The sequence below is a fragment of the Pseudonocardia sp. ICBG601 genome, assembly GCF_020496245.1.
In genome coordinates this window covers 3030654-3056805 of the sequence record NZ_JAHLJA010000148.1, presented here as the reverse complement: position 1 = coordinate 3056805, position 26152 = coordinate 3030654, and the positions used below count along the sequence as shown (strand labels likewise).

General features: G+C 76.0%; 30 protein-coding genes. 12 read left to right on the top strand and 18 right to left on the bottom strand.

Annotated elements, in window-relative coordinates; translation table 11 throughout:
- The first annotated feature begins 23 nt into the window (after window positions 1-23).
- The 3 genes from KPL57_RS43935 (at window position 24) to KPL57_RS43925 (ending at window position 2302) form a co-directional block, all read left to right on the top strand.
- A complete protein-coding gene (locus KPL57_RS43935; RefSeq protein ID WP_226356294.1) occupies window positions 24-1265 on the top strand; it encodes a DUF418 domain-containing protein in 1242 nt (413 codons plus the stop codon).
- A 112-nt stretch (window positions 1266-1377) separates the two neighbouring features.
- On the top strand, window positions 1378-1857 hold the full coding sequence (locus KPL57_RS43930; protein WP_226356293.1) for a hypothetical protein: 480 nt from the start codon (window positions 1378-1380) through the stop codon (window positions 1855-1857).
- A gap of 220 nt (window positions 1858-2077) precedes the next feature.
- Window positions 2078-2302, top strand: coding sequence for a hypothetical protein (locus tag KPL57_RS43925; RefSeq protein ID WP_226356292.1), 225 nt, complete (start codon window positions 2078-2080; stop codon window positions 2300-2302).
- A 92-nt stretch (window positions 2303-2394) separates the two neighbouring features.
- On the opposite strand, the gene KPL57_RS43920 is transcribed toward KPL57_RS43925, so the two are convergent.
- From KPL57_RS43920 to pyk, 5 genes are read right to left on the bottom strand one after another with little or no spacing between them, the layout of a single operon-like run.
- A complete protein-coding gene (locus tag KPL57_RS43920) occupies window positions 2395-2874 on the bottom strand; it encodes a CoA-binding protein (RefSeq protein WP_226356291.1) in 480 nt (159 codons plus the stop codon).
- Window positions 2871-4184 (bottom strand): O-acetylhomoserine aminocarboxypropyltransferase/cysteine synthase family protein, encoded by a 1314-nt coding sequence (locus KPL57_RS43915; protein WP_226356290.1) that lies wholly within the window; start codon window positions 4182-4184, stop codon window positions 2871-2873. The genes KPL57_RS43920 and KPL57_RS43915 overlap by 4 nt, the downstream gene beginning before the upstream one ends.
- Before the next feature lie 18 nt (window positions 4185-4202).
- Window positions 4203-4913 carry a dienelactone hydrolase family protein gene (locus KPL57_RS43910; RefSeq protein ID WP_226356289.1) on the bottom strand — a complete coding sequence of 237 codons (711 nt, stop codon included), beginning with the start codon at window positions 4911-4913 and terminating at the stop codon, window positions 4203-4205.
- Window positions 4910-5827: an acyl-CoA thioesterase II gene (locus KPL57_RS43905; protein ID WP_226356288.1), complete on the bottom strand. Its 918-nt coding sequence runs from the start codon at window positions 5825-5827 to the stop codon at window positions 4910-4912. Before KPL57_RS43905 ends, KPL57_RS43910 begins: the two co-directional genes overlap by 4 nt.
- A gap of 25 nt (window positions 5828-5852) precedes the next feature.
- Window positions 5853-7277, bottom strand: coding sequence for a pyruvate kinase (gene pyk, locus KPL57_RS43900; RefSeq protein ID WP_226356287.1), 1425 nt, complete (start codon window positions 7275-7277; stop codon window positions 5853-5855).
- A gap of 111 nt (window positions 7278-7388) precedes the next feature.
- Between pyk and KPL57_RS43895 the strand changes: the two genes are divergently transcribed.
- A complete protein-coding gene (locus KPL57_RS43895) occupies window positions 7389-7739 on the top strand; it encodes a VanZ family protein (RefSeq protein ID WP_226356286.1) in 351 nt (116 codons plus the stop codon).
- A 34-nt stretch (window positions 7740-7773) separates the two neighbouring features.
- Here KPL57_RS43895 and KPL57_RS43890 read toward each other — a convergent pair whose 3' ends face one another.
- From KPL57_RS43890 to KPL57_RS43865, 6 genes are all read right to left on the bottom strand, one after another.
- Window positions 7774-8805: a M28 family peptidase gene (locus KPL57_RS43890; protein ID WP_226356285.1), complete on the bottom strand. Its 1032-nt coding sequence runs from the start codon at window positions 8803-8805 to the stop codon at window positions 7774-7776.
- A 257-nt stretch (window positions 8806-9062) separates the two neighbouring features.
- On the bottom strand, window positions 9063-9701 hold the full coding sequence (locus KPL57_RS43885) for a DUF2461 domain-containing protein (RefSeq protein ID WP_226356284.1): 639 nt from the start codon (window positions 9699-9701) through the stop codon (window positions 9063-9065).
- On the bottom strand, window positions 9698-10630 hold the full coding sequence (lgt, locus tag KPL57_RS43880) for a prolipoprotein diacylglyceryl transferase (protein ID WP_226356283.1): 933 nt from the start codon (window positions 10628-10630) through the stop codon (window positions 9698-9700). The genes KPL57_RS43885 and lgt overlap by 4 nt, the downstream gene beginning before the upstream one ends.
- A 3-nt stretch (window positions 10631-10633) precedes the next feature.
- Entirely contained in the window at window positions 10634-11503 is an 870-nt protein-coding gene (gene trpC / locus KPL57_RS43875) for an indole-3-glycerol phosphate synthase TrpC (protein ID WP_308016717.1), read from the bottom strand.
- Between the two features lie 49 nt (window positions 11504-11552).
- Window positions 11553-12203 carry a Trp biosynthesis-associated membrane protein gene (locus tag KPL57_RS43870; protein WP_226356282.1) on the bottom strand — a complete coding sequence of 217 codons (651 nt, stop codon included), beginning with the start codon at window positions 12201-12203 and terminating at the stop codon, window positions 11553-11555.
- Window positions 12200-13819, bottom strand: a complete 1620-nt coding sequence (locus tag KPL57_RS43865) for an anthranilate synthase component I (RefSeq protein ID WP_226356281.1) — start codon at window positions 13817-13819, stop codon at window positions 12200-12202. Before KPL57_RS43865 ends, KPL57_RS43870 begins: the two co-directional genes overlap by 4 nt.
- Window positions 13820-13876: 57 nt before the next feature.
- Between KPL57_RS43865 and KPL57_RS43860 the strand changes: the two genes are divergently transcribed.
- Window positions 13877-14524, top strand: a complete 648-nt coding sequence (locus tag KPL57_RS43860; RefSeq protein ID WP_226356280.1) for a TetR family transcriptional regulator — start codon at window positions 13877-13879, stop codon at window positions 14522-14524.
- Here the strand turns inward: KPL57_RS43860 and KPL57_RS43855 are convergent.
- On the bottom strand, window positions 14482-15150 hold the full coding sequence (locus KPL57_RS43855) for a response regulator transcription factor (protein WP_226356279.1): 669 nt from the start codon (window positions 15148-15150) through the stop codon (window positions 14482-14484). The genes KPL57_RS43860 and KPL57_RS43855 overlap by 43 nt on opposite strands.
- Before the next feature lie 195 nt (window positions 15151-15345).
- Here KPL57_RS43855 and KPL57_RS43850 point away from each other — a divergent pair, with 195 nt between their 5' ends.
- Together KPL57_RS43850 and KPL57_RS43845 are read left to right on the top strand one after the other, a co-directional pair.
- Window positions 15346-16263, top strand: a complete 918-nt coding sequence (locus tag KPL57_RS43850) for an oxygenase MpaB family protein (protein WP_226356278.1) — start codon at window positions 15346-15348, stop codon at window positions 16261-16263.
- A 90-nt stretch (window positions 16264-16353) separates the two neighbouring features.
- Window positions 16354-16743: a hypothetical protein gene (locus tag KPL57_RS43845; RefSeq protein WP_226356277.1), complete on the top strand. Its 390-nt coding sequence runs from the start codon at window positions 16354-16356 to the stop codon at window positions 16741-16743.
- A 36-nt stretch (window positions 16744-16779) separates the two neighbouring features.
- On the opposite strand, the gene hisI is transcribed toward KPL57_RS43845, so the two are convergent.
- The 3 genes from hisI to priA are packed head-to-tail and all read right to left on the bottom strand — an operon-like array spanning window position 16780 to window position 18682.
- The gene (gene hisI, locus KPL57_RS43840; RefSeq protein ID WP_226356276.1) at window positions 16780-17163 is read right to left on the bottom strand and encodes a phosphoribosyl-AMP cyclohydrolase; all 384 of its coding nucleotides are present in this window, start codon (window positions 17161-17163) and stop codon (window positions 16780-16782) included.
- The gene (gene hisF / locus KPL57_RS43835; protein WP_226356275.1) at window positions 17160-17933 is read right to left on the bottom strand and encodes an imidazole glycerol phosphate synthase subunit HisF; all 774 of its coding nucleotides are present in this window, start codon (window positions 17931-17933) and stop codon (window positions 17160-17162) included. Before hisF ends, hisI begins: the two co-directional genes overlap by 4 nt.
- A complete protein-coding gene (priA, locus tag KPL57_RS43830) occupies window positions 17933-18682 on the bottom strand; it encodes a bifunctional 1-(5-phosphoribosyl)-5-((5-phosphoribosylamino)methylideneamino)imidazole-4-carboxamide isomerase/phosphoribosylanthranilate isomerase PriA (RefSeq protein ID WP_226356274.1) in 750 nt (249 codons plus the stop codon). The genes hisF and priA overlap by 1 nt, the downstream gene beginning before the upstream one ends.
- Before the next feature lie 37 nt (window positions 18683-18719).
- On the opposite strand from priA, the gene KPL57_RS43825 reads away from it, so the two are divergent.
- Genes KPL57_RS43825 through KPL57_RS43815 form a run of 3 tightly spaced genes read left to right on the top strand, consistent with a single transcriptional unit; the run spans window position 18720 to window position 20986 of the window.
- Window positions 18720-19502, top strand: coding sequence for a DNA-formamidopyrimidine glycosylase family protein (locus KPL57_RS43825; RefSeq protein WP_226356273.1), 783 nt, complete (start codon window positions 18720-18722; stop codon window positions 19500-19502).
- Between the two features lie 37 nt (window positions 19503-19539).
- Window positions 19540-20226, top strand: a complete 687-nt coding sequence (locus KPL57_RS43820) for an SDR family oxidoreductase (protein WP_226356272.1) — start codon at window positions 19540-19542, stop codon at window positions 20224-20226.
- A 55-nt stretch (window positions 20227-20281) separates the two neighbouring features.
- Window positions 20282-20986, top strand: a complete 705-nt coding sequence (locus KPL57_RS43815; RefSeq protein ID WP_226356271.1) for a hypothetical protein — start codon at window positions 20282-20284, stop codon at window positions 20984-20986.
- Here KPL57_RS43815 and hisH read toward each other — a convergent pair.
- The 3 genes from hisH to KPL57_RS43800 form a co-directional block, all read right to left on the bottom strand.
- Complete coding sequence (gene hisH, locus KPL57_RS43810; RefSeq protein WP_226356270.1) at window positions 20976-21611, bottom strand: imidazole glycerol phosphate synthase subunit HisH; 636 nt, start codon at window positions 21609-21611, stop codon at window positions 20976-20978. The two genes, KPL57_RS43815 and hisH, sit on opposite strands and share 11 nt — an antisense overlap.
- Window positions 21612-21726: 115 nt before the next feature.
- Window positions 21727-24054: an ABC transporter permease gene (locus KPL57_RS43805; RefSeq protein WP_226356269.1), complete on the bottom strand. Its 2328-nt coding sequence runs from the start codon at window positions 24052-24054 to the stop codon at window positions 21727-21729.
- Complete coding sequence (locus KPL57_RS43800) at window positions 24051-24830, bottom strand: ABC transporter ATP-binding protein (RefSeq protein ID WP_226356268.1); 780 nt, start codon at window positions 24828-24830, stop codon at window positions 24051-24053. Before KPL57_RS43800 ends, KPL57_RS43805 begins: the two co-directional genes overlap by 4 nt.
- Before the next feature lie 481 nt (window positions 24831-25311).
- Here KPL57_RS43800 and KPL57_RS43795 point away from each other — a divergent pair, with 481 nt between their 5' ends.
- Window positions 25312-25506 (top strand): hypothetical protein, encoded by a 195-nt coding sequence (locus KPL57_RS43795; protein ID WP_226356267.1) that lies wholly within the window; start codon window positions 25312-25314, stop codon window positions 25504-25506.
- Window positions 25503-26102, top strand: a complete 600-nt coding sequence (locus tag KPL57_RS43790) for a hypothetical protein (protein WP_226356266.1) — start codon at window positions 25503-25505, stop codon at window positions 26100-26102. Before KPL57_RS43795 ends, KPL57_RS43790 begins: the two co-directional genes overlap by 4 nt.
- Window positions 26103-26152 lie beyond the last annotated feature (50 nt).

The following is a 26152-nucleotide window of genomic DNA, read 5'->3' as shown; positions in this document are numbered from 1 at the left end:
CACCGCCGGTAGCGTGGGCCGTGATGCGTGACGTCCCGGTGACCGGTCGTGCACCGGCGCCGGACCTGGCCCGCGGCGCGGCGCTGCTGCTCATCGCCGTCGCGAACGCGCACACCTTCGTCACCCACCGCGGCATCGGCGTGCGCACCTACCCGCTCGACCCGACCGGCGTCGACGCCTGGCTCGCCGCGGCGCAGCTGACCCTGGTCGACGGCCGGGCCTATCCGCTCTTCGCGCTGCTGTTCGGCTACGGCATCGCCGGGCTCGCCCGCCGCGCGACCCGCGCCGGTGCCGGGCCCGACCAGGTCCTGGCCCTGGTGCGACGCCGGGGCGGGGCACTGTTCGCCGTCGGTGCCGCGCACGCGGTGCTGCTGTGGCACGGGGACTTCGTCGCCGCCTACGGGCTGATCGCGGTGGTCCTCGCGCCGGTGCTGGTCCGCGGGTCGACCGCGGTGCTGGTGCTCACCGGGGTGGCCGCGACGACGCTGCTGGCGCTGCTCTACGCCCCCGTCGCGCTGACCCGGTCCGACGCGGCGTCGGCGTCGCCGTCGCTGGTCGCGCCGGACGTGCTGTCGGCGGCGGTGGAGCGGTTCGGCGAGTGGCTGTTCGGCAACCTGCTGATCAGCGCGGTCGGGCTCCTGGGGGCGGCGGTCGCGGGGGTCCTCGTCGCTCGCGCCGGGTGGCTCGACGCCCCGGCCCGGCACCGTCGCGCGCTGCGCCGGGTCGCCGTCGCGGGGATCGGCGCCGGGGTCGTGGGCGGCCTGCCGCTGGGGCTGGTCGCCGCCGGGGTGTGGACGCCGTCGGAGCCGGTGGCGCTCGTGGTCGGGGTGCTGCACGCGGTGACCGGCTACGCCGCGGGCGCCGGGTACGCGGCGCTGGCCGGGCTGGTCGTCGCGCGACGGACACGCTCCGCCGGCGCGGCGCCGGACGGTCCGGGGGCCGTGTACCGGTCCCCGGGCGAGGCCGGACCGGTGCCGGGCGGGTGGGCGGCCCGCGCGCTGGTCGCGCTGGGGCGGCGCTCGCTGAGCGGGTACCTGGCGCAGTCGGTCGCGTTCGTGGCCCTGTTCCCGGCCTGGACGCTCGGGCTCGGCGCGGGCCTGCCGCTGTGGGCGGCGACGCTGTGCGGGGCCGGGGTGTGGCTGGTGACCGTCGTCGTCGCCGTGGTGGCCGGGCGCCGAGGCCACCGCGGCCCGGCCGAGGTGCTGCTGCGCCGGCTGACCTACGGCCGCACCCCGGCTCCCGCACACCGCCCCGCCGGACCATGATCGCCGGAAGTGGAGCGCCGGACGCACCCCGCTGCGTTCTGCACTCCACTCCCGGCGATCATCGTGCGGCGCGGCCGGGCCCGCGGGGCGGGCGGCGGTCTAGGCTCCCGGCATGAGCGGCACCGACCCCGCCGACCGGCCCGGACCGGACGAGCCGGCGCGGCCGGACCCGCCCGGCGCGGCCGGGGCGACGCCGTCGTGGCAGGGCGCCCCGGGGTTCTCCGGGATCGACCCCGGCTCCGTCCCGCCCCACGCCCCGCTGCCGGGGGCGCCGCCGTACCCACCGGGCACGGAGCCGGAGCGGGCCGCGGTCGCCGACCGGTCCCCGCAGCTCCCGGGCGTCGCCGCCGTGCTCCCCCGCTGTGTGGCCGCGGCGGCCGGCTGGGTGGCGGTGGCGCTGCTGCTGGCCCTGTTCACCGGGGTCGGGTCGTGGCCGCTGCGTGCGCTCGCGCTGGTCGTGCCGTGGGGGCTCGCGGCTCTGGCGCTGGTGTTCCCGGCCCGGCGCGGGGTCGGCCCCGGTGGGCTGGTGGCGCTGGCGTTCGCCCCGTTCTGGCTGATCCACGCCTTCCTGGTCGGTCTGCTCGGCTGGTGAGACCGGCCCGGTTCCGGCGACGCGTGCCCCCGGCGTCGGGCGTCGCGTTCCGGTGGTCGTGACCACGCGGACGCAACGCCCGGCGCGGCGGCCGGCGTGCGGGAGATGCCGCAGCTCGTCGCTCCCGGACCGTCGGCCGACGACTCCCTGTCACGAATGGCGCCGGAGTGCTGCGTCGCGCAATGATGCCGCTCACACACTCGCCGCCGAGGAGGTCCTGGTGGACGGTCACGACCCGCAGGTGCTGCAGATGGCCGACGTCGCCGACCGGTGGGTGGTGCGGTGCGACTGCGGGTGCGGGCTCCTCACGCAGTACGCGTCGCGGGACGAGGCCGAGGACGCGGCCGAGCAGGCCCGCGCCGAGGCCGACCCGCCGACCGAACGGGAGCTGGCGATCGACGACGCCGTCGAGGACGACGGCGAGCGGGCCCCCGAGCGGATCTGACCGCGACGGGGGCCGGTCCCGGCCGGTCGGCACAACGGACCGGTCCGAGCGGGCCGATCCCGGCCGGGCCGAGCACGGTCGGCCGCGGCGGGTCAGTCCCGGCGCCGCGAGGTGATCACTCCGGTGTCGAACCCGGCCAGGTGCAGCCCGCCGGCGAAGCGCGCGTGCTCCACCTTGAGGCACCGGTCCATCACCACGGTCAGGCCGGCGGCCTCCGCGCGGCGGGCCAGCTCCTCGTCGAACAGGCCGAACTGGAGCCAGAACGTCGACGGCGCCGGGTCGAGGGCGAGCACCTCGTCGAGCACCCCGTCGAGGTCCTCGGGGCGGCGGAACACGTCGACCAGGTCCGGCACCACCGGCAGCTCCGCGAGCGAGGGGTACACCGGGCGCCCGAGGATCGTGGTCGCGTTCGGGTTGACGAAGTACACCTCGAAACCGGTCGAGGCCAGCAGGTAGGTGGCGACGAAGTTGCTGGCCCGGGCCGGGTTCGGGCTCGCCCCGACGACGGCGACGGTGCGGGTGTCGCGCAGGATCTGCTGCCGCCGCCACGCGGGCGGGTTCTCCCAGGTCACGCGGTCTCCTTCTGCGAGGCGGTGAGGGCCTGGTCGAGGTCCCAGACGATGTCGTCCGGGTCCTCCAGCCCGACCGAGATCCGGATCATGTCCTCGGGGACGCCGGCGTGCTCCAGCTGCTCGGTGGTGAGCTGCTGGTGGGTGGTGGACCCGGGGTGCAGGACGAGGGTGCGGGCGTCGCCGACGTTGGCGAGGTGGCTGCACAGCTGCACCGACTCGATGAACCGCGCCCCGGCGGCCCGGCCACCGCGCACCCCGAACGCGAACACCGCGCCCGGCCCCGCGGGCAGGTACCGGCGAGCCCGCTGGTGGTGCCGGTGCGACGGCAGCCCGGGGTAGGTCACGTACTTCACCCGCGGGTCGGCCTCGAGCCACTCGGCGATCTTCTGCGCATTGGCGACGTGGGCCTCCATCCGCTGCGGCAGCGTCTCGACGCCCTGCATCAGCAGGAACGCCGAGTGCGCGGACAGCGTGGCGCCGACGTCGCGCAGCTGCTCGGCACGCAGCTTGGTGAGGAACCCGAGCTCCTGGAAGTTGCCCCACCAGGTGAGCCCGCCGTAGGACGGGACCGGCTCGGTCATCCCCGGGAAGCGGCCGTTGCCCCAGTCGAAGCGGCCGGACTCGATCACGACGCCGCCGAGGGTGGTGCCGTGACCGCCGAGGAACTTCGTCACCGAGTGGATCACGATGTCCGCGCCGTGCTCCAGCGGCCGGCACAGGTACGGCGTCGCCAGCGTCGCGTCGATGATCAGCGGGAGCCCGGCCGCGTGCGCGACCTCGGCGAGCCCGGCGATGTCGGCGACCTCGCCGCCCGGGTTGGACACGACCTCGGCGAAGACGAACTTGGTGTTGTCGCGGATCGCGGCGGCGTAGTCGGCCGGGTCGGTGCCCGGCACGAAGGTCGTGTCGACGCCGAAGCGGCGCAGCGTCACGTCGAGCTGGGTGATGGTGCCGCCGTACAGCCCGGCCGCGGCGACGGCGTGGTCCCCCGCCCCGGCGAGCGCGGCGAAGGTGAGGAACTCGGCGGCCTGCCCGCTGGCCGTGCACACCGCGCCGATGCCCCCGTCGAGGCTGGCCAGGCGCTCCTCCAGCGCCGCCACCGTCGGATTGGCGATCCGGGAGTAGATCAGCCCGTACTTCTGCAGCGCGAACAGCGCCGCGGCGTCGTCGGTGTCGCGGAAGACGTAGCTGGTCGTCTGGTGGATCGGCACCGCCCGGGAGCCGGTCGCGGCGTCCGGCACCGTCCCCGCGTGCACGGCCCGGGTGCGGAAGCCCCAGGCCCGGTCCTGCTGATCATCGCGCTCGCTCACACCCCCATCCTGCCCCGGCTACAGGTGGTCGCGCAGGAAGGCCCGCACCCGCTCCGTCGCGTCCGTCGCCGACGGCTCGTGGTACTCCGCGTGCAGCGGCGTCCGGCGCGCCACCGCACCCTTCACACCCGGCGTGCGCGTCATGAACGAGTGCCCGGCCTCGGGGTAGACGACGACGTCGTGCGGGATCCCCCGCTCGGTCAGGTCGGCCTCCAGGCGCTGCGGGTAGCCGTCGGCGAACTGCGCGTCCCGCCCGCCGAAGCTGGCGACGACCGGACAGACCGGTTCCACCTCGACGCCGGCGCGGCCGTAGAACGGCACCGCGACCCGGTACAGACCGCTCTGGGACAGCAGCATCGCGAACCCGCCGCCCATGCAGAACCCCATGACCCCGATCCGGTCGGCGTCGACGGTGGGCTGGTCGGCCAGCCAGCGACGCGCGGACTCGCAGTCGCCGAGCGCGGCGCCGCGGCCGGTGGCCATCGTCGCCACCGTCGAGGCGATGCACAACGGCTTCACCCGGCCGCGGGCGAACAGGTCCGGGATCAGCACGGTGTAGCCCTCGCGGGCCAGCTCGCGGGCGATCCGGCGCATCTCCGGGGTCATCCCGAAGATCTCGTAGATCATCACGATCGCCGGGCCCGGGGTGGTGGTCTCGGGGCGGGCCAGGAAGCCGGGCAGCCTGCCGCCGTTGACACTGGGCAGTGAGATCTCGGACTCGACGGTCATGGGCGTGCGTCCCTCCCGGCGCGCGGGACCCGGACGAGTCCCTCCTGCATGGTGGTGGCGACCAGGCGGCCGTCGGCGGTGAAGAAGCGGCCGCTCGCGAGGCCGCGCCCGCCGGACGCGGCCGGCGAGAAGCACGAGTAGAGCAGCCACTCGTCGGCCCGGAACGGCGCGTGGAACCACATCGCGTGGTCCAGGCTCGCCATCTGCAGCCCGGTCCGGGGCACGTCGTGGCGGGCGACGACCGACCCCAGCAGGGTCAGGTCGCTGGCGTAGGTGAGCAGGCACACGTGGAGCAGCGGGTCGTCGGGCAGCTCGCCGTCGGCGCGCAGCCACAGCCGCATCGGGTCGTCGGACGGGCCGGGGTGGTCCTGCGACCAGGACGGCTCGTCGATCAGCCGGATGTCCAGCGGGCGCGGCAGCCCGGCCATCCAGCCGCCGTCGCCGCGGGCGGCGCGGGTGCCGAGGTCGTCGACGGCGTCCGGCGCGGGGACGTCCGAGGGCATCGGCTGGGAGTGCTCCAGACCGTTCTGCGGCAGCTGGAACGACGCCGACAGCGAGAAGATCGGCTCGCCGCGCTGGATGGCGAGCACCCGGCGGGTGGTGAACGACCGGCCGTCGCGGACCCGCTCGGTCTCGTAGACGATCGGGATGCTCGGGTCCCCGGGCCGGATGAAGTAGGCGTGCAGCGAGTGCACGCCCCGGTCGGCCGGCACCGTGCGGCCCGCGGCGACCAGCGCCTGGCCCGCGACCTGCCCGCCGAACACGCGGGGCAGCGACACCGGCGGGCTCACCCCGCGGAAGAGGTTGTCCTCCAGCCGCTCCAGGTCCAGCAGCGCGACCAGGTCGTCGAGGACGGCCTGGCCGCGCGGTTCACCGTCGGCTGCGGTCTGCGCGGTTGCGGAATCGGCACTCACGGTCGGTGAGTATGCCCAACCGGCCTCAGGCGTGGTCGTCCTCGCCCAGGCGGTGCACCCGGATCAGGTTGGTCGACCCGACCGTGGAGGGCGGCGACCCGGCGACGACGACCACCAGGTCACCCGGCTTGAACCGGCCGATCGACAGGATCGCGTGGTCGACCTGGCGGATCATCGCGTCGGTCGAGTCGACCTTGTCGACCAGGAACGTCTCGACGCCCCAGGTCATCGCGAGCTGGCTGCGCACCGCGGGCTCCGGGGTGAACGCCAGCAGCGGGAGCCGGGTGTGCAGCCGGGCCAGGCGGCGCACCGTGTCACCGGACTGGGAGAACGCGACCAGCGCCCGCGCCGAGAGCCGCTCGCCGATGTCGCGGGCGGCGTAGGACAGCACGCCACGCTTGGTGCGGGGCACGTGGTTGAGCGGCGGCACGTCGGCCGGGCCCGCCTCGACGGCCTCGACGATCTCGGCCATCGTCCGCACGGTCTTGATCGGGTAGCGGCCGACGCTGGTCTCACCGGACAGCATCACGGCGTCGGTGCCGTCGAGGACGGCGTTCGCGACGTCGGAGGCCTCGGCGCGGGTCGGGCGCGAGCTGGTGATCATCGACTCCAGCATCTGGGTCGCGACGATGACCGGCTTGGCGTTCTCCCGCGCGATCTGCACCGCGCGCTTCTGCACCAGCGGCACGTTCTGCAGCGGCAGCTCCACGCCCAGGTCACCGCGGGCGACCATGATGCCGTCGAAGGCGAGCACGACGGCCTCGAGGTTGTCGACGGCCTCCGGCTTCTCCAGCTTCGCGATCACCGGGACGCGGCCGGCGCCGGTGTTGTCCATGATCTTGTGGACGAGGTCGATGTCGGCGGGGCTGCGCACGAACGACAGCGCGACGACGTCGACCCGCAGCGACATCGCGAACTCCAGGTCCGCGATGTCCTTGTCCGACAGCGCGGGCACCGAGATGTTCATCCCGGGCAGCGACAGGCCCTTGTTGTCCGAGACGGGGCCGCCCTCGGTGACCCGGCAGACCACGTCGTTGCCGTCGACGGCGACGACCCGCAGGCCGACCTTGCCGTCGTCGACGAGCATCCGGTCGTCGACCTGGGCGTCCTGGGCGAGGCCCTTGTAGGTGGTGGAGACCCGGTCGCGGGTGCCGGCCACGTCGTCGACCGTGATCCGCACCTCCTCGCCGGTCGCCCACTCGGTGGGCCCGTCGGTGAAGCGGCCGAGCCGGATCTTCGGGCCCTGCAGGTCGGCGAGGATGCCGACGGCGCGCCCGGTCGAGTCGGCGGCGTCGCGGACCATCTCGTAGACGCGCTTGTGGTCGGCGCGGTCCCCGTGGCTGAAGTTGAGCCGGGCCACGTCCATGCCCGCTTCCACGAGGTCACGGATCCGGTCCGGGGTCGCCGTGGCCGGACCGATGGTGCAGACGATCTTGGTTCGACGTGTCACGGCTATCAGGGTAGCGCTGTCTGGAACGATCAGGACGACGGGAACCCGGCCTGTCGGCGTCCGGTTCGACGGTGTTCATCCCGGCGGTCACCGGTGGAGCAGACTGGGGGCGTGCGCGTCCAGCCGTTCGTCCTGTCGGTCCTGTTGAGCCTGGTGGTCCTGTTCACCCCGGCGTCCGGGGTCCCGACGGCACCTCCGGGCACCGACAAGGTCGTCCACCTGCTGCTGTTCGCGCTGCTGGCGTGGACCGGGCGGGCCGCCGGGATCCGGGTGTGGCCGCTGCTGGGCGGGCTGGTCGTCTACGCCGCGGCGTCGGAGGTCGCGCAGGCGCTGCTGCCGATCGGGCGCAGCGGGGACGTCCTCGACGCGCTCGTCGACGTCGCCGGGGCGGTACTCGGGGTGGGGCTGGCCGCACTGGTGGCGCGGCGGCGCCCGGGGCGGACGTCGTCCTCGAGGCTCTGAGGCCGACCGTCCCCACACCGCCGGGCGGGCCGGCTCAGCCGGAGGGGCGCTGGGTGGCGTCGGCGAAACGGGCCAGGGTCGCCGCGATCGCGCGGGTGTAGCGGTCCAGCTTCACGGTGTCGACGTTGCCGATCCGGTCGCAGGCCGAGTGGTAGCAGCCGTCGTAGGCCCGGCCCGCCTCGCCGCCCCAGAGCTGGGCCTGGGAGCGGGACTTGGTGTCCTCGTCGCCGGTGACCGCGCCCGCGACCGGGATGCCGACCTCGGCGAAGGGGCCGTCGTCGTCGCCGTAGAGGCCGATGGTCTCGGGCTGCGGGGCGCCCGCCGCGGCCAGCTCCTCGGCCAGCACCGAGGCGACGACGCCGGACCCGGACGGGCCCCGCTCCTCGTCGTCCTCGCCGCGGCCGCCCTGCACGAAGTAGCCGCCGTTGGGTGAGCCGAGCATGTCGGCGTTGAGGTAGAGCAGGTGGTGCTCGCGCTCCTCCTCCGACAGGGACCGCACGTAGCCGGTCGAGCCCTGCAGGTCGTCCTCCTCCGAGCCCCAGAAGCCGAAGGAGACGGTGGCGCCGACGCCCGGCTGCGGGCCGAGCGCGGTCGCCGCGGCGAGCAGCCCGGCGATGCCGCTGCCGTCGTCGTTGATGCCGGGGCCGGCCCGCACGGAGTCGAGGTGGGCGCCGGCGAGCACGATCCGGGCGGGGTCGCCGCCGCGGGTGCGGGCGACGACGTTGCGCAGCTCGCGACCGTCCCCGGCGTCGTAGGTGGGGGTGGTGACGTCGAACCCGGCGTCGCGCAGCACGCCGGCGACGTAGTCGACCGTCGCGTCGTAGCCGGGCGTCCCGGCGGCGCGGTTGCCGCCGTTGTCGTCGGCGATGCGCTCCAGGGCCCGCAGGTGCGGCACCGCTGCCTCGCCGGTCGCGGCGCCGGTGACCTGCTGGGACAGCGCCCCGGCGGGCGGCGGCGCGGTGGCGGGCCCGGCGGCGGTGCACCCGGCGACGACGAACGCCGCCGTCACCAGCGCCAGCAGCCCGTCACGGGTGCGCCGGCCCCGCGTCCGCCCCTGCACTCCCATGCCCACTCCCCCGTGCGTCGACCCGGACCGCGTCGGCCCGTCCGCGGTGTTCGTACCCCGGCCGTCGTCCGGATCACCGCGCAGGTTGTCGACCGTGTCACGGAAACCCGCCCGGCGCCGCCCGGACCGTCGGCGCGGCACGGTGACACGACCCGGCGACAGCGCGGCGGCACGGCGGCGGCACGGCGGCGGCACGGCGGCGGCACGGCGGCGGCACGACCGACCCGACGGCGCGGCGGCGGCGCGGCCGCGGCGGGTCAGCGGCGCGGGAGCTCGCTGGGGCCGACGTGGTCGTCGAGCCACTCGGTGACCGGGCGGGAGGCCCGCCACACCGTGCGGACCCGGTCCCGGGCCCGCGGGCCGTGCAGCACGTCGTCCGGCGGCCAGCTCCGCGACACGTAGAGCCCCTTGTGTCGCAGCAGGTCCAGCCGCGGGTGGCCAGGGTCGGTGCCGCGCGGGCGGGTCTTGAGCATCTGGCCGTCGACGGTGAGCCCGGCAGCGCGGGCGGTGTCGAGCCGGGCCCGCAGGTCCTCGCCGCGGCGCTCGTCGTCGACGCTCTCGCGGTAGCGGGTCAGCTGGTCGGGCGCCATGTAGTAGTAGCCGCCCGCGGCGAGCATCCCGTCCGCGGACACCTCGACGTAGAACGGCTCGGCGAAGCCGCCGCAGTGGGTCTTGTACGGCGTCTTGTCCGCGGCGAAGCGCACGTCGCGGTAGGGCCGGAACACCTTGCCCGCCCCGAACTCCGGTTCGAGGTCGGCGAGCAGCGCCGTCATCGGGCCGCGGACGTCGGTCTCGTAGACCTCGCGCTGGTCGGTCCAGTACGCCCGTGAGTTGTCGGCGAGCAGGCCGTCGTAGAACTCGACGGCGCCGTCGCCGAAGCCCGCGAACGCGCTCACGCGTCCTCGTGCTCCTGGGGCTTGCCCTGCTCCCCGGGCGCGGTGGTGTCCTCCGGCTCGGGCGCGACGTACTCCTCGCGGCCGCGCCGGGCGAACGCGACGTAGAGCACCGCCCCGACGAACACGACGGCCGCGACGACGACGTTGATCCGGACGTCGCCGAACACGCGGGTCGCCGGGTCGGTACGCATGAGCTCGATGAAGAACCGGCCGAGGGTGTAGCCCGCGACGTAGAGCGCGAACACCTTGCCGTGGCCGAGCCGGAACCGGCGGTCGGCCAGCACGATCAGCGCGGCGACGACGAGGTTCCACAGCAGCTCGTAGAGGAACGTGGGGTGCACGACCGCGATCGGTGTCGGGTCGAGCGCGACGCCGCCGAGCGGGTCGTCCAGCCCGGTCACGGGGTCGACGCGGCGGTAGATCTCCAGGCCCCAGGGCAGGGTGGTCGGGCCGCCGTAGAGCTCCTGGTTGAACCAGTTCCCGAGCCGCCCGATCGCCTGGGCGACGATGATGCCGGGCGCGACCGCGTCGGCGAACAGCGGCAGCGGGACGCCGTGGCGGCGGCAGCCGATCCAGGCCCCGACCCCGCCGAGCGCGATGGCGCCCCAGATCCCGAGCCCGCCGTTCCAGATCTCCAGCGCACCCCACGGGTTGCCGCCGGGGCCGAAGTAGGTCCGCCAGTCGGTGGCGACGTGGTAGAGCCGCCCGCCGAGCAGGCCGAACGGCACCGCCCACACCGCGACGTCGAGCACCGTCCCGGCCCGCCCGCCGCGCGCCTGCAGCCGACGCTCGCCCCACCACAGGGCGACCGCGATGCCGGCGATGATGCACAGCGCGTACGCCCGGATCGGGATCGGGCCGAGGTGCCAGACACCGCGGTCCGGGCTGGGGATGTACGTCGGGAGCGCCGCGGCGAGCGTGACGAGCACGGCTCAGCCGCCGTTGCGGCTGCAGGACGGGTGGAACCCGGCCGCGACCAGCCCGCGGACCGCGGCCGCCGGGTCACCGCTGGTCACCAGGCCCTCGCCGACCAGCACCGCGTCGGCACCCCAGCCCGCGTAGGTGAGCAGGTCACCGGGGCCGCGGACGCCGGACTCGGCGACCTTGAGGACGTGCGACGGCAGCCCGGGCGCGATCTCACCGAAGACCGACCGGTTCACCTCGAGGGTGTGCAGGTTGCGGGCGTTCACGCCGATCAGGGTGGCGCCGGCCTCCAGGGCGCGGTCGCACTCCTCCTCGGTGTGCACCTCGACCAGCGGGGTCATCCCGAGGGACTCGACGCGGTCCAGCAGCGAGGCGAGCACCGGCTGCTCCAGCGCGGCGACGATCAGCAGCACGACGTCCGCGCCGTGCGCACGGGCCTCGTGCACCTGGTACGGCGTGACGACGAAGTCCTTGCGCAGCAGCGGGGTGTCGACCCGGGCGCGGACGGCGTCGAAGTCGGCCAGCGAGCCGCCGAAGCGGCGCTGCTCGGTGAGCACGCTGATCACCCGCGCGCCGTTGGCGGAGTAGGCATCGGCGAGGTCGGCCGGGTCGGGGATGTCGGCGAGCGACCCCTTCGACGGGCTGGCCCGCTTCACCTCGGCGATGACGCCGACACCCGGCTCGCGCAGGGCCGCCATCGCGTCCCGCGGCGGCGGCGCGGCCGCGGCCCGCCGTTTGATCTCGGCGAAGTCGACGACGCTCTCGCGCTCGGCGAGGTCCTCCCGGACCCCGTCCACGATGGACTCGAGGACGCTGGGTACGCGACCCGGTGTCCCGTTCGGGTGTCCGGCAGTACCGGCAGTGCCCGTAGTGCTCACAGGGCCGACTCCTCCTCCGCTCGCGCGTCGCCCGGACGTCGAGGTCATGCTAGTTCTCCCCCTCACGCGGGCCGACGGTCGGGTCGCCGCCGGCGTCGAGCCGTTCCCAGGCCGCCCGGTCGGGGTCGGCCGGTGTCGTGGCCGCCTGCGTCCCCGGTGCGGCGTACCGGGCGCCGAGCCGCGGCAGCCGCGGCTCGCGGACCACCAGCAGCACCGCCGCGGCGAGCGCGACGACCCCGCCGGCGACGGCCAGCCAGGGCCACGGCGTCGCCGAGACCGCGCCGGAGCCCGCGGGGGCGTTCGGGGCGGTCAGCCCGGAACGGGCCGAGGCCAGCTCCACCGCCGACGGCGGCACGGCGACCAGCCGCAGGGTCAGCACCACCGCGGCCGCCCCGGCGAGCCCGACCAGCACGCCCAGCACGCGGCGGGCGATCCCGGACAGCGCGACCAGCGCGGCGACGGCCGCCACCAGCAGCGCCGCGACCGCGGTGACCGCGGGCTGCAGCTGCGCGCCGGTGGCGCCGAGCTCGACGGTGCCGCGGGTCGCGGTGGGCACCTCCAGCACGAACCACTCGGCCGCCCCGGCGCCCCACAGCGCCCCGGCGCCGAGCAGCAGGCCGAGCACGGTCAGGCCGAGTGCCCGCCGGTCGGTGCGGTCCGCCGCGGGCGCGGCGGCCCCGTCGTCGCCGGGCGCCGTCACGCGCTGCCCGGGGCCGGCGGGGGTGACATGGACCCGGCCGCGGCGACGGCCGAGAGCACCGCCCGGGCCTTGTTCAGGCACTCCATGTCCTCCGCGGCCGGGTCGGAGTCGGCGACGATCCCGCCGCCCGCCTGCACGTACGCGGTCCCGTTGCGGATCATCGCGGTGCGGATGGCGATCGCGGTGTCGGCGTTGCCGGCGAAGTCGAGGTAGCCGACGATGCCGCCGTACTGGCCGCGGCGGGTCGGCTCCAGCCGGTCGATGACCTGCATGGCCCGCACCTTCGGCGCCCCGGACAGGGTGCCGGCCGGGAAGCAGGCGACGACGGCGTCGAACGCGGTGCGGTCGCCGCGCAGCAGCCCGGTCACCGTCGACACCAGGTGCATGACGTGGCTGTAGCGCTCGATCTCGAAGAAGTTCCGCACGGTCACCGTGCCGGGCTCGCACACCCGGCCCAGGTCGTTGCGGCCGAGGTCGACGAGCATCAGGTGCTCGGCGCGCTCCTTCTCGTCGCCGCGCAGCTCCTTCTCCAGGAGCTGGTCCTCCTCGTCGGTCGCGCCGCGCCAGCGGGTGCCCGCGATGGGGTGCGTGGTGGCGCGCCCGTCGAGCACGCTGACCAGCGCCTCCGGGCTGGACCCGACGATGGAGAACGGCGGCCCGCCCGCCGCGTCGTCCAGACGCAGCAGGTACATGTACGGGCTCGGGTTCGTGGTGCGCAGGATCCGGTAGACCTCGAGCGGGTCGGCGTCGCACTCCATCTCGAAGCGCTGCGAGAGCACGATCTGGAACGCCTCGCCGGCGCGGATCTGCTCCTTGGCGTCCTCGATCGCGGCGTGGTGCTGCTCGGGGGTGCGCCGGCGGAGGAACTCCGGGCGGGTCGGGGTGTACACCGCGACGGAGCTGGGCGCGGGCACGGCGAGCTCGCCGGTCATCCGGTCCAGCCGGGCGACGGCGTCGTCGTAGGCCTGGTCGACGCGCTCGTCGGTGGCGTCCCAGTTGATCGCGTTCGCGATCAGGGTGACGGTGCCCTCGTGGTGGTCGAGCGCGGCCAGGTCGGTGGCCAGCAGCATGACCAGCTCGGGCAGCGCCAGGTCGTCGACGGCCGGGTCGTCCGGGTCGGCGATGCGCTCGACGCGGCGGACGATGTCGTAGCCGAGGTAGCCGACCATGCCGCCGGTCAGCGGCGGGAGCCCGGGCAGCGGCTCGGAGTGCAGCTCGGTGACCACGGTGCGCAGCGCGTCGAGCGGGTCGCCGGTGGTGGGCAGGCCGTCGGGGACCTCCCCGGTCCAGACCAGCTCGCCGTCGACGGCGGTGAGCGCGGCGGCGCTGCGGGCCCCGACGAACGACCACCGCGACCAGGACCGGCCGTTCTCGGCGGACTCCAGCAGGAACGTGCCCGCGGTCCCGCCCGCGAGCTTGCGGTAGACCCCGACCGGGGTCTCGTCGTCGGCCAGCAGCCGCCGGGTCACCGGGATGACCCGGTGCGCGCGCGCCAGCTCCCGGAACTCCTCACGGGTGGGGCTCACCGCACCCAGGGCGGCGGCCGCGGGAACCGCGGGGGCGGGGGCCCCGGTCGTCGTCGCGCCACCGGATGCGTTCTGGGTCCGCTGGGTCATGCGACTCATTGTCCCCGAGCAGTGACGGCCGCCCTCGCGCGGGTGAGGATGGGGCGCATGACCGAACCGAGCGCCACCGCACCCCCGGACCCGGGGGCGTCGCCACGGCGTCGTGGCCGCCGGTCCGGCGGCGCGGACACCCGGGCCGGGCTGCTCGCGGCCGCCCGCGCCGAGTTCGCCGACCGCGGCTTCGACGGCGCCACGGTCCGCCGGATCGCCGAGCGCGCCGGGGTGGACCCGGCCATGGTGAACCACTGGTTCGGCGGCAAGGAGAAGCTGTTCCTCGCCGCGCTGGACCTGCCGGTCGACCCCGCACAGATCCGGCGGATGGTGCTGGACGGCCCGGCCGACCGGGTCGGCGAGCGGATCGTGCGGGGGTTCCTGACGGTCTGGGACACCGGCGGCGGCGCCCCGATGGCGGCGGTGCTGCGCAGCGTCGCGGGTCACGACATCGCTGCCCGGATGCTGCGTGAGTTCGTCGGCGGCGCGATCCTGCGCCCGGTCACCCGGGCGCACTCCCCCGACCGGCCCGACGAGCGGGGCGCGCTCGTCGGCTCCCAGCTGATCGGGCTCGGCATGATGCGCTACGTGGTGCGGCTGGAGCCGCTGGCCTCGGCACCGCGCGAGGACGTCATCGCCGCGGTCGGGCCCACCGTGCAGCGCTACCTGACCGGGAACCTGGGGTCGACGAACCCCGAGGAGTAGGCGGCGACGACGGCCTGGGTCCGGCCCCGCGACCCGGTCTTGGCCAGCACCGCGGCGACGTCGGTCGTCACCGTGCTCACGCCGAGCGCCAGCTCCCCGGCGATCTCGGCGTCGGACAGCCCGCGCGCCATCAGCCGCAGCACCCCGCCCTCCCGCGCGGTCAGCCCGGCGGCGGCGAGCCGGTCGCCGTCGTCGGTGGCGAACCCGGCCACGAGCTCGCGCACCGCCGCCGGGAACAGCAGCGACTCCCCCGCGGCGACGGTGTGCACGGCCCGGACCACGTCGCGCGGCGGGGTCCGCTTCAGCAGGAAGCCACCGGCGCCGGCGCGCAGCGCGTCCAGGACGTACCGGTCGTGGCCGAACGTGGTGAGCACCAGCACCCGGGGCGGGTCGGGGCGGCGCAGCAGCGCCCGGGCCGCGGTACCGCCGTCGACGGCGGGCATGCGGACGTCGGCCAGCACGACCTCGGGCCGCAGCCGGGTGACCAGGCCGGGGACCGCGTCGCCGTCGGCGGCCTCGCCGAGGACGGTGATGCCGGGGTCGGCGTCGAGCACCGCGCGCAGCCCGGTACGGACCGGCTCCTCCGGGTCGGCCAGCAGGACCCCGACGCTCGCGTCGCTCGTCATCGCTCCCCTCCGTACGCCGGTCACCGTCCTACCGCGCCCGTCGGCGTGTCCCCGCACCGCCTCGCCGAGCGGCCGGTGAGCACGCCACCCCGGGAGCAAGACTGTCACCCGGCTGCCGCAGCCGTCCCGCCCTCGGGACGGCCGGAGGCCGCCGACCCGGTGGCCGCGGCCGGGGTGCGACCGCACACTGGGGCCATGGTCGATCTGTCCGCCCGGCTCCCCGACGCCGTCACCGACCGGCTCGCGGCCCTGCGCTCGCGGATCGGCTCGGCGGTGTTCAGCCGGGTCGCCGGGGACGAGGGCTCCGGCCGCCGCGCCCGCGTCCTCGGCGCCGAGGGCCCGCGCTGGTTCGCCGAGGACGCCGCGATCCGCACCGTGCACGGCGACGCGTCGATGTTCGTCGGCGGGCTGCGGGCGCTGCTGCTGCAGTCACTGCACCCGCTGGCCATGGCCGGGGTCGCCGGGCACTCCGGGTTCCGGGGCGACCCGTGGGGACGGCTGCAGCGCACCTCGTACTTCCTGGCCGCGACGACGTTCGGCCCGGCCGAGGAGGCCGAGCGGGTGATCGCCCGGATCAGGCGGGCCCACGTCCACGTCCGCGGGACCGCGCCGGACGGGCGCCCCTACTCGGCGTCGGACCCGCACCTGCTGCGCTGGGTGCACATCGCCGAGATCGACAGCTTCCTCGCCGCGCACGACCGCTACGGCAGCACCCCGCTCGACGCCGCGGGCCGCGACGCCTACGTCGCCGACGCCGCACGCGTCGCCCGTGAGCTGGGCGTGCCCGACCCGCCGGAGTCCACCGCGGAGCTGCGGGCGCAGCTCGACGGGTACCGGCCCGAGCTGGCCGGGACCCCCGCCGCCCGCGACGCCGCCCGGTTCCTGTTGTGGGAGCCGCCGCTGCCGCTCGCCGCACGGGTGCCGTACTCGGTGCTGGCCGCCGCGTCGGTGGGGCTGATGCCGCGCTGGACGCGGATGCCGCTGCGGCTGCCGTGGCTGCCCGTCGCCGAGGCGACCGTCGTGCGGGCCGGTGGGCACGCCGTCACCGCCGGGATCCGGTGGGTCACCTCCGCCCCGGCCCAGCCGCCACCGATGCCGCCGGCGCATCCCTGAGCCCGCGGACCTTGCCGCGGCCGGGCCGGTCCGGCACGGTGCCGGTACAGGCGGCGCGACGGGCGCGGCGTGCCGAGCACCGGAGGTCCGATGACCACGACCGACAGGACGCACGCCGGACGGGTGGTCGCGGCCCTCGACGCCGTCGACCCGGGCGACGGGCTGTTCGCCGCCGGCGCCGTCACCTGGCACTCCTTCGACGAGGTCGAGGCGCCGACGGTGCCGGACACGATGCACAGCGTGCGGGCGATCCGCGCGGCGGTCCCCGACTTCGGGTTCCGTGACGTCCGCGCCCAGCCGGTGACCGGCGGGATCTCGTGGGCGCGCTACGTCGTCGCGGGGACGCTGCCCGACGGCACCGCGTTCCGGGCGCCGGCCGCGCTCGCCGTGCACGTCGGCGACGACGGGCTGGTCACCCGGATCGAGGAGTACGTCGACACCGGCCAGCTCGCCGGGCTGTTCGGCGCACTCGGGAGCTGAGCCGGAGTCAGTCCCCGGCCGGCAGGACGTCGGTGTTCATTCTCCGTCCCTGACCAGCAGGACGTCGGTGTCGAAGCAGGTCCGGGTCCCGGTGTGGCAGGCCGGCCCCTCCTGGTCGACGACGACGAGCACCGCGTCGCCGTCGCAGTCCAGCCGGACCTCGTGCACGTGCTGCACGTGCCCCGACGTGCCGCCCTTGACCCAGTACTCCTGCCGCGACCGCGACCAGTAGGTCCCCCGGCCGGTGGTCAGGGTGCGGTGCAGCGCCTCGTCGTCCATCCAGCCGACCATCAGCACCTCGCCGGCGCGGGACTGGACGACGGCGCAGACCAGGCCGTCGGCGTCGCGCTTGAGCCGGGCGGCGACCGCCGGGTCCAGCGCGGACTCGGCCGCGGACAGGCGCACGCTCTGTGCGGTCATCGGATCTCGACCCCCTCGCCCCGCAGCGCGTCCTTGACCTCGCCGATCCGGAGCTGTCCGAAGTGGAACACGCTGGCGGCGAGCACCGCGTCCGCCCCGGCGCGCACGGCCGGGCCGAAGTGCTCGACCGCGCCGGCACCGCCGGAGGCGATCACCGGGACGTCGACGACCTTCCGGACCGCGGTCAGCATCTCCAGGTCGAACCCGGCGCGGGTGCCGTCGGCGTCCATCGAGTTGAGCAGGATCTCCCCCACGCCGAGCTCCTGGCCGCGCTGCGCCCACTCGACGGCGTCGATCCCGGCGGAGCGGCGCCCGCCGTGCGTGGTGACCTCCCAGCCCGACGGCTGCGGCTGCTCCCCCTCGGGGACGCGGCGGGCGTCGACCGAGAGCACGATGCACTGGCTGCCGAAGCGCCGTGACATCTCGTGCAGCAGCGTGGGCCGGGCGATGGCGGCGGTGTTCACCGACACCTTGTCCGCGCCCGCGCGGAGCATCCGGTCGACGTCGTCGGGGGTGCGGATGCCGCCGCCGACGGTCAGCGGGATGAACACCTGCTCGGCGGTGCGGCGCACCACGTCGATCATGGTGCCGCGCTCCGACGACGACGCGGTGACGTCGAGGAAGGTCAGCTCGTCGGCGCCCTCGGCGTCGTAGACCCGCGCCATCTCGACCGGGTCGCCCGCGTCGCGGAGCTCCTTGAAGTTGACGCCCTTCACCACGCGCCCGGCGTCGACGTCCAGGCAGGGGATGACGCGGACCGCGACGCCCATCAGGCGCTCACCGCGCCGACGGCCTCGATCGCCTCGGGCAGGGTGAACCGGCCCGCGTAGAGCGCCTTGCCGATGATCGACCCCTCGATGTTCACCCCGGTCGCGGCGACCTCGGCCAGCCGCACCAGGTCGGCGACCTCGGAGATCCCGCCGGACGCGATCACCGGGGCGGTGGTGGCCTTCGCGACCTCGGTGAGCAGCTCGACGTTCGGGCCCTGGAGGGTGCCGTCCTTGGAGACGTCGGTGACGATGTAGCGGGTGGCGCCGTCGGCGTCGAGGCGGGCGAGGACCTCCCAGAGGTCGCCGCCGTCGGAGGTCCAGCCGCGGCCGGCGACGCGGCGCCTGCCGTCGATCATCTTGACGTCGAGGCCGATCGCGATCTTCTCGCCGTGCTCGGCGAGGACCTTGCGGCACCACTCGGGCTGCTCGAGCGCGGCGGTGCCCAGGTTGAGCCGGGCCGCGCCGGTCGAGAGCGCACGGTCGAGGGACTCGTCGTCGCGGATCCCGCCGGACAGCTCGACCCGCAGATCGAGCCGGGCGACGACCTCGGCCAGCAGCTCGGCGTTCGAGCCGCGCCCGAACGCGGCGTCGAGGTCCACCAGGTGGACCCACTCGGCGCCGCCGGACTGCCAGTTCAGGGCCGCCTCCAGGGGCGAGCCGTAGCCGGTCTCGGTGCCGGCCTCGCCCTGCACCAGCCGGACGGCCTGCCCGTCGACGACGTCCACCGCGGGAAGCAACGTGAAGCTCACCGCGCCAGCGTATCCGCGCCGCTCGTAGCCTCCGGGGGTGGCCGAGGGGGACAGCATCTTCCGGCTCGCGGCGCGGCTGGACGCGGCCACCGCGGGCGCGGTGGTCGCACGCTCGGACGTGCGCCACCCCCGCTTCGCCGGCGCCGACCTCGCCGGGCAGGAGATCACCGGCTGGGTGCCGCGCGGCAAGCACCTGCTGGCCCGCACCGCGGGCGGCTGGACAGTGCACTCGCACCTGCGGATGTCCGGGCGGTGGTCGGTGCTGCGGCCCGGGAGGCGGCTCCCCCGTGCCGTCGCGGCCGACCTGCGGATCGCGCTGCACCTCGTCGACGGCCGCACCGTGGCCGGGATCGGGCTGCCGGTGCTGGCGGTGCTCCCGACCCGCGACGAGCACACCGTCGTCGGGCACCTGGGCCCGGATCTGCTCGGCGGCACCTTCGACGGCGACGCGGCCCTCGCCCGGCTGCGCGCCGACCCCGGCCGGGCGGTGCTGGCGGCGCTGCTGGACCAGCGCGTCGTCGCCGGGCTGGGGAACATGTGGGCCCAGGAGCTGCTGTTCCTGGAGCGGGTCTCGCCGTGGCGGGCGTGCTCCGCGGTCGACGACCCCGGCGCGCTCCTCGGGCACGGCCGCGCGCTGCTGCGCGACGCCGTCGTGCGCAACCCCGCGCAGAACACCACCGGGCGGGTCCGGCCGCGGCACTTCGTCTACGGCCGCTACCGGCGACCCTGTCTGCGCTGCGGCACCGCGGTGGCGTTCACGCCGCCGGAGCGCACCCCGCACGGCCGCGAGACCTGGTGGTGCCCGCGCTGCCAGCGGTGAGCGCGCGGCCGTCGCCGGTTCGCCCTACCGTCGGATCATGGAACTCTCCGGGGCGCGGACGCTGGTGGTCGGGGCGACGGGTGTGCTGGGCGGCGCGCTCACCGAGGCGCTGCGCGACCAGGGCGCGACACTCGCGCCGGCGGGCCGCACCGAACCCTCCGGGGCCGACGGCGAGCCCACGTTCACCTTCGACGCACTCGACCTGGAGCGCTGCGCCGCCGTCGTCGACGAGGCCGCGGACGCCCTGGGCGGGCTGGACCTGGTGATCGTCGCGATCGGGGTGGCCGGGTTCGGGGAGGAGTCGGAGAACGACGTCGTCACCGAGCACCTGCTGACCGTCAACGCGCAGGCCCCGATGGCGATCGGCCGGGCCGCGCTCCCGCATCTCACCGACTCCGGCGGCACGCTCGCGATGATCTCGGCGATCCTGGCCGACGTGCCGACGCCGGGGATGGCGGCGTACTCGGCGTCGAAGGCGGCGCTGTCGGCGTGGCTGACCGCGACCCGCGGTGGCGTGCGCAAGCAGGGCGTGCGGGTGCTCGACGTGCGGCCGCCGCACATCGAGACCGGGCTCGCCGACCGTGCCGTCGCCGGGACGGTGCCGTCGGGGATCGCCGCGGGCTCCGACGTCGCGACGCTCGTCGGGCAGGTGCTCGAGGCGCTGCGCTCGGACCGGCGGACGGTGACCTTCGACCTGCGCTCCGGGGAGTACGCGCTGGGCTGAGGTGCGTTCCGCGGAACGGCCGTGGCGGCGCGCGAGCACGGCCACACTCCCCGCCATGCCCTTCCTCCGTGCCCGTACGCGCGCCGACCGGACCGCGCCTCGTGTCGGACCGCCGTTCCTGCCGTCGGCCCCGGACCGGCGCGAGATCGCCGAGTACCGGAGGCGACGGTACGGACCGGCCTCGTGGCTCGGCAGGCTGATCTCTCTTGCGGTGATCCTCGTCGTCGGACGGGTCTGGCTGCACGTCCAGGCCCAGCAGATCGACTTCGGGCCGGTCCGCGACCCGGCTCCCGCCGTTTCCGCGCCGGCCACCGACCTCCGCACGGAGGAGGGGCTGACCCGCCTCGTCGACGACGTCCGCCGCGCGACCGGGAGCACGGTCGTCGACCGGGTCGCGGTGTACGGCGCGGACCGGATAACCGTGCAGACGGCCGACCCCGGCCGGCCCACCCGCACCCGCACCTACGTCTGGGACTCCGACGACGGGTTGGGCGTGGTCACGACCGACCGACCGCTCGCCCGGGACCCGGCACAGCGCACCGTCGACCTCGACGACCTCGCGCCGGGACCGGTCGCGGAGGTGGTCGCACGGGCCCCCGGCACCGTCGGTGTGCCCGCAGCGGAGACCACCCGCCTGCTCGTCGCCGACCTCGGCAGCGGTCCCGCCGTCGTGGTCACCTGCATCGGCCGCGACGGCCGCATCGGCGAGCTGGAAGCCCGGCTCGACGGCGGCGGCGTCGTGGTCGGTGTCAGCCCTTGACCGACCGCAGCCAGTTCTCCAGGACCGCGGCGCCGGCGTCGCCGGACTTCTCCGGATGGAACTGGGTCGCCGACAGCGGCCCGTTCTCCACCGCGGCGACGACGTCCTCGCCGTGGTGGGTCCAGGTGACCTTCGGCGGGGCGATCGCGTGCGAGGGCTCCAGGGTCCAGCGCCGGACGCCGAACGAGTGCACGAAGTAGAAGCGGGTGTCGGCGTCGAGCCCGGCGAACAGGGTGCTGTCCTGCGGGGTCCGGACGGTGTTCCAACCCATGTGCGGTAGCACGTCGGCCTGGATCCGCTCGACCGTGCCGGGCCACTCGCCGCAGCCCTCGGTGTCCTCGTCGAACTCGACGCCGCGCTCGAACATGACCTGCATGCCGACGCAGATCCCGAGGACCGGGCGGCCGCCGGCGAGGCGACGCCCGATGATCTGCGGGCCGCGGACGGCGTGCAGGCCCTGCATGCACGCCGCGAAGGCGCCCACCCCGGGGACGACGAGACCGTCGGCCTCGGTCGCCGCGTCGAAGTCGGACGTCACGGTGACGTCCGCGCCGACGCGTTCGAGGGCGCGCTCGGCGGAGCGCAGGTTCCCGGAGCCGTAGTCGAGGACGACGATGCGTGCCACGCGACCAGCGTAGTCGCCACCCTGCGCGGCTCCCCGCGGCCCGGGGGCGGCGCAGTGATCATCAGTACCTGTGCGCTGCTCGGGCCGACCGGCGGCAGCACTCAGGTACCGATGATCACGATCGGACCGCGCGCGCCGCGGTCACCGCACCGGCGAGGACGGCGACGAGCAGGCACGTTCCGGCGGCGAGGGCGGTCACGCCGACGTCGGGCACCGGGCCCACCGCGGTGCCGGTGGCCGCCGACAGACCCGAGGCGACCGCGACCAGGGGCGGTACGGCCACCGCCAGGCCGAGCGCGGTCCCGAGCGTCGCCGCCGTACCGGTCTCGGCGGCGACGGTCGCGACGATCCGGCCCCGGGTCGCCCCGGCCGCGACGAGGACGGCCAGGTCGGCCCGCCGGGTCCCGGTCGCGGCGACGACGCCCGCCGCCACGGCCAGCGCGCCGTAGCCCGCCGACACCGCGACCAGCACCGTCGCCAGCAGGCCGGTCAGCCGGGCGTCGACGGCGTACCCGGCGGCCGCGTAGGCCGCCGCGTCCCGCACGGTGACCCCGGGCGGTGGCTGGTCGGGCACCGCGCCCGCCGGGAGGAACGCGGTGCGGGTGAGGGCCGCCGGGTCGTGCGCGCGCACCTGCGAGCGGTCGACGACGAGGTCCCCGCGCCGCTCGTCGGGTGGCAGGACGCGCGCGACCCGCAGCGGAACGACACTGCCGTCGGCGAACCGGGCGTCGAGGATCGCACCCCCGGCGAGGCCGAGCGCGTCGGCCGTCGGGCTGGACAGGACCACCTCACCCGGCCGCACCAGGGCGGGGTCGGCGGTCCCGACCGCGTCGACGGCGGTCGGTCCCGCAGGTCCGGGAACGACGAGCACCGTCGGCAGCGGGATCCGGGCACCGGGGACGGCGAGGGCGCGGGCGACGTCGTCGGGCAGGCCGGGCGTGCCGTCGCGCTCCACGGTCACCTGCCCGGCGAGCTGCGCGGTCCGCTGGGCCGGGTACGCGGCGGCGGAGGTCGCGACGAGCCCGCCGAGCAGCACCGCGAATCCGACCGCGACGACCACCGGCGCGACGACCGCGCCCGTCCGCTCCGGGTTGGTCCCGAGCTCGGCGCGGACCAGCGCCACGGTGACGCGGCCGCCCCGACGGGCGGTGCCGGCCCGCGCGAGCACGCCGACCAGCGCCGGGGCGAGCAGCGCGGCCGCGACCACCAGTGCGGCACCGGTCGCGAGGGCGAGCCCGACACGGCCGTCGCCGGTCACCGCGGCGGTCCGGGCCACGAGCACGGCCCCGGCGGCCAGCGCGAGCAGCCCGCCGACGAGCCGGCCCCGCGCCGGTCCGCGTCCGGGACCGGTGTCGTGGACGACGTCCAGCGGCGCCGCCCAGGCCGCCCGGCGCGCCGCGGCGAGACCACCGGTGACCGCGAGCAGCACCCCGGCGGCGCCCGCGGCGGCGAGCGGCCCGGCGACGGCGGGCACCGGGGCCGGCCGTGCGGCGTCGGCGGCGACGAGCACGGCGTGCAGCGGTGCGGCCGAGCCGACCGCGAGCACCGTGCCCGCCGCCGCGCCGAGGACCCCGACCAGCGCGGACTCGGTGAGCACGAGGCGGCGCACCCGGCCGGGCAGCGCCCCGGCGGCACGGAGCAGGCCCAGTTCGCGGCGGCGCCCCGCGACGGCCGTGGACAGCGCGGCGCCGACCACGACGACGGTCGTGACCACGGTGAGCAGCCCGAGCGCGCCGAGGAGCTGGTCGCCGCGCCACCGCACCCGGGCGTCCTGGACCGGCTCGACGTCCGCGCGGTCGTCGCCGGTCAGGACGGTCGCGCCGGGCGGCGCCGGTGGGACCGCACCGAGGACGCCGATCGTCCGCACGCCCGGGGCCAGCCGGGCGGCCTCGGCGTCGTCCACCCAGAGGCCGGGGCCGTCGGTGGTGCCGGAGACGGCCATCGTGCGGACGGTGTCGGCGAACTGCACCGCGAGCCGGTCGCCCGGACCGACGCCGAGCGTGCGCGGGACGAGGACCTCGCCCGGACCGCGGGGACGCTCCCCCGCCGTGACGCGGTGGCCGCCGAGGGCGAGCGAGGCGACACCGTGACCGCCCTCCAGGTCGTCGGGGTCGCCCACCGGGCGTCCGTCGGGCAACGCGACCGCGGGGAACGTGCGGTCGGGCACCGCGGTCGTGCCGGGCGTCGCCGCGAGGCGGGCGGCGAGGGCGTCGGCCGCCGGGACGCTCCACGGGATCCGCCCGTGCGAACGCGGGGTCGTCGACGTCGCGACCGGCGGGGCGACGACCAGCGCGGACGTGGCCGCGAGGCGTTCCTGCACCACGGGGCGGGACGCGGCCGCGGCGAGCAGCACCGCCCCGAGCAGCCCGACCCCGACGGCGACGCCGAGGACCGCGGCGAGCAGCTCCCGCCAGCGGCCGCGCACGCTCGCGGCGGCGATCACCGGGCACCGTCCCGGGCCGGCACGGCGGGTCCGGTGAGCCGATGGGCGACCGCGGCCGCGGCCGCGGCGCCACGGTCCCCGGGTGGGCCGGGCACCGGGAACCGGTCGGCGAGGCGCCCGTCGCGCAGCACGACGACCTCGTCGGCCCAGGCCGCGGCGGCCGGGTCGTGGGTGACCATCAGCGTCATCGCGCCGCCGTCGACGGCGCAGCGGCGGAGCAGCGCCAGCACGCCGGTGGACGCGGCCGAGTCGAGCGCGCCGGTCGGCTCGTCGGCGAACAGCACTGCGGGCCGGGTGAGCAGGGCGCGCGCGATCGCGACGCGCTGCTGCTGCCCGCCGGACAGCTGGGCCGGACGGTGCCCGGCCCGGTCGGCCAGCCCGACCTCGTCGAGGGCCGCGACGACGGCGCGGCGCTCCACCCGGCGCCCGGCGAGCCGCGCGGGCAGGGCGACGTTCTGGGCCGCGGTCAGCGCGGCGACCAGGTTGAACGCCTGGAACACGACGGCGGTGCGCTCCCGGCGGGCCAGCGTGCGTCGCCGCTCGGACAGCGTCGCCAGGTCGGTGCCGCCGAGCAGCACGCGGCCCGAGGTGGGGACGATCAGACCGGCGGCGCAGTGGAGCAGGGTCGACTTGCCCGACCCCGACGGGCCCATGACGGCGGTGACGGTGCCGGGCCGGGGCCGCAGTGAGACCCCGTCCAGGGCGCGGACCGGAGGCGCCCCGCGGGGGCGGTGGACGTGGTGCAGGTCGTGGAGCTCGATCGTCGTGGTCGGCATGTGCCGAGTGGACCGCCGGGGCCGGGTCCCGCGCGGTCACCCGGACGGGAGTTCCGGGGTAGTGCCTGCGCTACCGGATATCTGTAGCGGTCCGACCTTTCCGGACGATAGGTGACGAACAGGCCCCAAGGATCGGACCGTCGGCGGGTGCACGGAGCGGAACGGTCGCTGTGGGACGGAGGTGGCGGTGGACGAACAGCAGCCGCAGCGCAACCGGGCCAGATCGGGCCGCCCGCGGAAGGACACGATCGTGGCTGCCGGGTTCAGGCGCGAACGGCGCTACCGGTCATGGCCTCCCGCGATTCTGGTGATCGGAGGTGCGCGCAGTGTCGTCGCCGGTGTGGCGGACGGGAGACGGATGACTTCCGGGTGGGCATCAGACCCTCTGACCGGAGGGGCGCTGCTCGTCTCGCCGGGGCTGACGGCGTCGCTGCCCGGGAGACGTCGCGCATCACGCCCCGGACCGCTCGCCCGGACCCCGTTGGACGAGCTGCCGACCGCGCACGAGCAGTCCCGGTTCCTGCGTGCGCTGCGACGTGGGGACGTGCGCATGGCCAGGACCCGGTCCTGCGGACTCGGCACCCTCGCGACCGGCCGCGAGCGCCGTTCGGACCGCGACCGACGCACCACATCGGCGGACCGCTCGTCGCCGTCGGCCGGGGAGGGCTCACGATGACCGACGACACCGGTCTCGAGGTGCGGTGGCGGGACCGCTGCGGCGCATGGCTCATCGGGCACCCCTGGTGGGCGGCCCTGGCCGTGTCCGCCGCCTTCTATGTCCTCTTGTCCGTGCCGACGGCAGCGTTCTACGGATCCGTCGGTGCCACGGTGCTCGTGCCGGGAGCACTGCTGTACGGCGGGTTGCTGGTCAGCTGGGTACGCACCGGTGCCCTTGCACAATCCGGCGCCGATGCTGTGCAGATCGCTCGGGCCAGGATCGCGATCAAGGCCGCTCGCGCCGGACGCACCGTCGTGGTGCCGGACGAGATACGAGCACTGCTGCTCCGCCAGTGCCGTCGTGAGCTGCGAGTGCTCCGGTGGCTACCCGGCCTCGCCGTCGTGTTGGGCGTCGTGCTCGCCGTCCCCGCCGTTCTGATCGCGGCATCAGGGGAACGGTTGCTGGGTGGACTGATTCTGGGAGTCGCGGTCGTCTCAGCAGCGCTGGTCTGGTGGGCTGGTGCGCACGGCCGCCGCACCGTGCAACGGATCCTGTCCGCCCTGCAGCCGCCGGACACCCCTCCGCCACCGGACACGCAGACCATCGACAACTGATCGCCTCGGCCGCACCACCCGCCCCGACGAGGTAGTGCCTGCATGACCGC

Excerpts from the sequence above, each read along its gene's own strand:
- KPL57_RS43935 (WP_226356294.1), top strand. The coding sequence starts at position 24 with ATGCGTGACGTCCCGGTGACCGGTCGTGCACCGGCGCCGGACCTGGCC.
- KPL57_RS43930 (WP_226356293.1), top strand. The coding sequence starts at position 1,378 with ATGAGCGGCACCGACCCCGCCGACCGGCCCGGACCGGACGAGCCGGCG.
- KPL57_RS43910 (WP_226356289.1), bottom strand. The coding sequence starts at position 4,913 with ATGACCGTCGAGTCCGAGATCTCACTGCCCAGTGTCAACGGCGGCAGG.
- KPL57_RS43890 (WP_226356285.1), bottom strand. The coding sequence starts at position 8,805 with ATGGGAGTGCAGGGGCGGACGCGGGGCCGGCGCACCCGTGACGGGCTG.
- KPL57_RS43865 (WP_226356281.1), bottom strand. The coding sequence starts at position 13,819 with ATGACCCAGCGGACCCAGAACGCATCCGGTGGCGCGACGACGACCGGG.
- KPL57_RS43860 (WP_226356280.1), top strand. The coding sequence starts at position 13,877 with ATGACCGAACCGAGCGCCACCGCACCCCCGGACCCGGGGGCGTCGCCA.
- KPL57_RS43855 (WP_226356279.1), bottom strand. The coding sequence starts at position 15,150 with ATGACGAGCGACGCGAGCGTCGGGGTCCTGCTGGCCGACCCGGAGGAG.
- KPL57_RS43850 (WP_226356278.1), top strand. The coding sequence starts at position 15,346 with ATGGTCGATCTGTCCGCCCGGCTCCCCGACGCCGTCACCGACCGGCTC.
- KPL57_RS43845 (WP_226356277.1), top strand. The coding sequence starts at position 16,354 with ATGACCACGACCGACAGGACGCACGCCGGACGGGTGGTCGCGGCCCTC.
- hisI (WP_226356276.1), bottom strand. The coding sequence starts at position 17,163 with ATGACCGCACAGAGCGTGCGCCTGTCCGCGGCCGAGTCCGCGCTGGAC.
- hisF (WP_226356275.1), bottom strand. The coding sequence starts at position 17,933 with ATGGGCGTCGCGGTCCGCGTCATCCCCTGCCTGGACGTCGACGCCGGG.
- KPL57_RS43820 (WP_226356272.1), top strand. The coding sequence starts at position 19,540 with ATGGAACTCTCCGGGGCGCGGACGCTGGTGGTCGGGGCGACGGGTGTG.
- KPL57_RS43815 (WP_226356271.1), top strand. The coding sequence starts at position 20,282 with ATGCCCTTCCTCCGTGCCCGTACGCGCGCCGACCGGACCGCGCCTCGT.
- KPL57_RS43800 (WP_226356268.1), bottom strand. The coding sequence starts at position 24,830 with ATGCCGACCACGACGATCGAGCTCCACGACCTGCACCACGTCCACCGC.
- KPL57_RS43790 (WP_226356266.1), top strand. The coding sequence starts at position 25,503 with ATGACCGACGACACCGGTCTCGAGGTGCGGTGGCGGGACCGCTGCGGC.